The organism is Streptosporangium sp. NPDC049644 (genome assembly GCF_040675205.1).
In the GTDB taxonomy this organism is placed as follows: domain Bacteria; phylum Actinomycetota; class Actinomycetes; order Streptosporangiales; family Streptosporangiaceae; genus Streptosporangium; species Streptosporangium fukuiense.
This window is the reverse complement of the sequence record NZ_JBFAOJ010000198.1, coordinates 1-5,059: the sequence shown is the minus strand read 5'-3', so window position 1 is coordinate 5,059 and position 5,059 is coordinate 1. Positions and strand designations below refer to the sequence as shown.

The following is a 5,059-nucleotide window of genomic DNA, read 5'->3' as shown; positions in this document are numbered from 1 at the left end:
CGCCGTCGGCGCCTGCCGGGCCTTGTGGGCCTGCGGGTCCTGCGGGTCCTTCGGGTCCGGGTGCGCCGTCAGCGCCTGCGGGTCCTGCGGGTCCTTCGGGTCCAGGTGCGCCATCGGCGCCTGCCGGGCCTTGTGGGCCTGCGGGTCCTGCGGGTCCTTCGGGGCCGGGTGCGCCGTCAGCGCCTGCGGGTCCTGCGGGTCCTGCGGGTCCTTCGGGTCCAGGTGCGCCGTCGGCGCCTGCCGGGCCTTGTGGGCCTGCGGGTCCTTCAGGTCCTTCGGGGCCTGCGGGGCCCTCAGGTCCGGTTGCGCCCACGGGGCCTCGGGGCCCCACCGGGCCTCTGGGCCCTGCGGGTCCAGCAGGACCCTGGACTCCATCGGGAATCCGGCACAGGAAGCTTGGCAGACCCAGCCACTTGCACAGCGGGATATAAGCCGAACTGTCCGAGGTCGGCTGCGGCTGCAATGCGCCCTGGATGATTGCCTTGGTGCTGGAGAGGTCGCGGGCGTTAACTGTTCCGGGGACGGAGATGAAGCTCGTGCAAATAGTGGAAAGCGCCAGAAGGCAGGGGTCAACCTGCGTTCCCCTGGCAGATTCGATTCTCTCGAGACGAGCCTGCGTCAAAGCTGAAAGCTGCGAATCGGCTGAAACTGGGACAGGGGAGTGCAGAAGAAGGACGGCCCCGGCGAGCGCGCCGCCCGCAAGGGTCCGTTTCATGAAAATAGACACGTGCGTTGTCTCTCCCGTTGCATTCAGCGAAAACACTGTGCGGCCATTCTTTGAACGCTCGAGAAGTGGCGGGAGAAGTGCCGGTCGAATCAGGTGTGGAAGCTTGATGGGAGGTGCGCGTTTCTTTGCTTGCGGCAAATTTGAATCGCTACATAAAAGCCTAATATCCTTGTCACGGCAATTAGTTGGATAAGTGAATTATATTCACCCAAGTCGGATAAGGGGTGGCTGTGCGGTGATTGAAGGTAGGTCTCGACGCCATCCGGTACCGGCTGTGGGCCGAGGTCGGAGCCGTCGTCGTCACCATTGAGAACGCCTGCTCGCGGAACACGTTCCACTGTCGGGAAGTACTCGTCGGGCACGATCTTCGTACGTCGTACGCGTAACGTTGTGTGATGTGCAGGCCGGGAGGTTCCCGGTCCGAACGGGGCGAAGTTTTCGCGACTACCCGGTAGAGGCGGGTGGGCGACACCGGGGCGCGGAACGTCCGACGGCAGGCGGGGGGTCGGGCCTCGCCACGGAGCCGGCAAGGGGCGGACCTCCCCGGCTTCGGCCCTGGAGGTAGGTCAGGACGGGATGGGGATGTGGATCCTGGGCAGGCCCTCGGGTTCCTTGCCGGGATAGTCTCCGCCCAGCATGGTGGCCACCGTGTAGAGGTGCCAGGCCTGGTTGGGCTTTTTGAGGACGGGTTCGGCGAACAGCGCACGAACCTCGTCGGGGTTGACGATGGGCGTCAGCAGGTCGAGGCGCCCCAGGACGTGGTCGCGTATCAGGCCGGTCAGCTCCGTACCGGGGCTGGTCCGCCAGTTCCAGCCACCGCCGCCGGTCTTCGGCGCGGTCAGCACCTGCGGCCTGCGCTGCCAGGGGTAGTACCGCCTCCCGGCGGTGAATCGCCATGGTTTGCCCTCGATCGGGATGTCCCTGAGCGACGGGGCCAGGATGCCGAGGAGTTCGTAGATGACCTCTTCCGACAGCCGCCAGGTCTGGTCGAGACCCAGCGCGGCGCGGACCACCCGATTGTCGAGGAAGGGCCAGATCTGGTCGCCCCGGCGCAGCGAGCCCGCCCGCGCCCCCGCGTGCCAGCGGCCGACCTTGTAGGAGATGTACATGTGGTCGAGCGCCTCCAGCGGAGCCCGCTCTCGCCACGGCCCGGCCAGCTCGCGGGCGTGCTCGTTGGCCGCCTCGCTGAACAGCGCCGGATCTCGCAGGAAGGTCACGTCCACCCGGCGGCGCAGGGCTTTCTCCCCCAGGTCGGTCTGGAGCAGCAGCAGGCCGCCGGCTCGCAGGATCTCGCCGCTCTGCCCGGACATGGTCGGCTTGGCGCTGTAGGGGAGGTAGCCGACGACCGACTCGTACGCCGATGTCATGCCCTCACAGGCGCGCAGTGTCTCGTAGGCCCGCGCGAGCGGGTGTTCGACGACGATCGCGTCCTTCTTCTCGGCGCGGGCCGGGGGGATGACGGTGTGCTCGACGCGGAGCGCCTGGGCGACGCGCCCGGCGAGGATCACATCGGGGTGGGTGTCCAGGCCGTTGGTGGTCGCGCGCAGCGGGATGCCGGCCGCGTGCAGCACCGCGGCGATCAGACGGCTGTCCCTGCCACCGGTGAGCGCGAGGTTCACCGGTTCTCCCGCCGCGCGCAGCGGCTCCACGGTGGCCAGCAGCGCCTCGGCCAGCTCCCCGACGAGCTCCTTCTTCCGCCTGCGCGACTCCGGCGCCGGCACGGCGGTCGGGAGCGGGGTCGTGGTGATCGTACGGGTGCCGCCCCTGACGGTCACCGACGAGGACGGCGGCAGCGCGCTCACCCCGAGGTAGGGCGTCTCGTCGGACAGGAAGTATCCCTGCCGGACCATCGACTGCAGCGCGAGCACGTCCCAGTCGATACGCTCGCCGCAGGCGAGATGGACCAGGAGGGCCCGGCTGCCGATCACGTGTACGTCGGGCGTCTCGGCGTAGTAGACCGGGCAGACCCGGTGGATCGCGGTGGCGGCCGACAACTCGCCCCCGGTGGCCCGGAACACCGAGAAGCACCCGCCGACCGCCGCGCTGTCCAGCGCGGTCATACCCGCCAGCCGGTTCACGTCGTCCGGTGCGGCCAGGTAACCGTTCACCCCGGTCACCCGGTCGTGCTCGGTCATCAGCGGCGGCGGCTGCCGTGAGTCGTCGGGCTCGTTGGTCCAGGCGAACATGGTGATGCCGGGGCGGTGCCACTCGCGCGACCTGATGACCTCCGGTGGTACGGGGAACGCGCTGTCGATCGCGCTCCTGACACGGCGCAGCATCGCCTCCGGTATTCCGGCTTCCGGATCTTTGGCCGCGAGGCCGAGGTACACCCGCATGACGAAGGATCCTATGTCGCATTTTTTCAAGACGACTGGGAGTCCGGCCGGACAGCATGGCCGAGATGAACGAGATGCTGTCACACGCCGTCACCCGTACGGTGGCCGTGGCCTGACGTCCGTGACGACCGGCCAGGTCTGCCCGCTCCCTGTGGTGATCCGGCCTGAAAGCCCTGATCACGTGCCGAACACGGTTTGTGCTCGCTTGGGTCAAGCCCCCGGCGGAAAGGTGGAAGGAGCCGTCGTAGGGGATGACACGCATCCCTAGGAGGCGACATGAAGTCACGCCCGCTCGCCACTGCCCTCGCCGTCATCGCCCTGCTGTCCGCCGCCGCCTGTGGAGGGTCGTCGGCCGAGAAGGGAGCCGCCGGCCAGCCGATGCCCGAATCCGGCAAGCAGGTCCCGCGGCCCTCCCTCGCGGAAACCGGTGGTCCGGCCACCTCCGGGAACGAGGGCTCCGAGGCCGCCAGGCGACGTGACACCGCCGCCGAGCAGATCTCCACCTTCGCCCTCGACGTGGACACCGCCTCGTACGGCTACAGCAGGCGGATCATCCAGGAGGGCAGGTTGCCGGAGCCGGGTCAGGTCCGGCCCGAGGAGTTCGTCAACTCCTTCGCGCAGGACTACCGGGAGCCGGACGACGACGGCTTCACCGTGCACATGGACGGCGCTCGCGCACCGGGCAACGGCACCGCGCTGCTCCGCGTCGGCCTGCAGACCCGCAGGGCGGCGGCGGAGGAACGGCGCCCGGCGAACCTCACCTTCGTGGTGGACGTGTCCGGCTCCATGAGCGAGTCCGGCAGGATCGACCTGGTCAGGGAGGCCCTGCACAAGCTCGTCGACCAGCTCGGGCCCGGGGACCAGGTCTCCGTCGTGGCCTTCAGCGACCGGGCGGACGTCCTTCTGTCCATGACCCCGGCAACCGACAGGGACCGGCTCCATGCCGCCGTCGAGCGCCTCGCCGTAGGACGGTCGACCAACCTGGAGGAGGGGCTGACCAGTGGCTACGCGGAGGCCGCGACGAGCTTCAGGGCGGTGGCGGTCAACCGCGTCATCCTGCTCTCCGACGGACTGGCCAACGTCGGTGACACCACCTGGCAGGGCATCCTGGCCCGGGTCGAGGAGGCCGCGGGCAAGAAGATAACCCTGCTGTGCGTCGGTGTCGGCCGCGACTACGGCGATCAGCTGATGGAGCAGCTCGCCGACAACGGGGACGGCGCCGCGGTCTACGTCAGCTCCGTCGACGACGCGCGCAAGGTCTTCGTCGAGCAACTCGCCACCAACCTCGACCTGCGCGCCCGCGACGCCAAGGCACAGGTCGTGTTCAACCCCTCGGTCGTGGAGTCGTACCGGCTGATCGGCTACGAGAACCGGCAGCTCGCGACCGAGGACTTCCGCGACGACGCCAAGGACGGCGGCGAGATCGGCCCCGGTCACTCGGTGACCGCTCTGTACGAGGTGCGGCTGCGCGGCGGGGCGTCGGGTCAGCTGGCCACCGCCACCGTACGCTGGCAGGACCCCGACACCCGCGACCCCGCCGAGGCCACTCGCTCCCTCGCGGCCGGCGACCTGGCGTCCTCGCTGTGGCGGGATTCCACGCCGAGGTTCCAGGTCGACGTGGTGGCCGCGGGCTTCGCCGAGTATCTGCGTACTGGGGAGGGGATCGCCGGGGCTGCCCCTGAGGACCTCGCCGCCCACGCCACCCGCCTGGCGGCGGCCACCGAGGATCCCGCGGTGACCGAGCTCGCGACGTTGATCGGGAAGGCCGGATCGTTCCGGTAGACGCCCGCGCGCGGGTCGGCACCCCCGGCCCGCACCGGTGGTTACAGGGTAGGGGCTGATTTCCTATATGCTGGCGTGGTCGCCGGGCCGGGTCCGGCGACAAACGGTTACACCGAGGGGCTATGGCGCAGCTGGTAGCGCGCCTCCATGGCATGGAGGAGGTCTGGGGTTCGAATCCCCATAGCTCCACTCCTCACCGAAGGGCGGCCAGGCG

Annotated in this window: 2 protein-coding genes, 1 tRNA gene and 1 pseudogene; 2 read left to right on the top strand and 2 right to left on the bottom strand. The window is 69.2% G+C overall.

The features are described from left to right. Window positions 1-375 (bottom strand): annotated as a pseudogene (locus AB0J58_RS44025) (hypothetical protein); the annotation flags it as partial. Between the two features lie 918 nt (window positions 376-1,293). Next, window positions 1,294-3,063, bottom strand: a complete 1,770-nt coding sequence (locus AB0J58_RS44020; protein WP_364227576.1) for an asparagine synthase-related protein — start codon at window positions 3,061-3,063, stop codon at window positions 1,294-1,296. Between the two features lie 276 nt (window positions 3,064-3,339). Between AB0J58_RS44020 and AB0J58_RS44015 the strand changes: the two genes are divergently transcribed. Beyond that, entirely contained in the window at window positions 3,340-4,845 is a 1,506-nt protein-coding gene (locus AB0J58_RS44015) for a von Willebrand factor type A domain-containing protein (RefSeq protein ID WP_364227574.1), read from the top strand. Between the two features lie 116 nt (window positions 4,846-4,961). Beyond that, window positions 4,962-5,034 (top strand) — tRNA-Ala (locus AB0J58_RS44010). The last annotated feature ends 25 nt before the right edge of the window (window positions 5,035-5,059 follow it).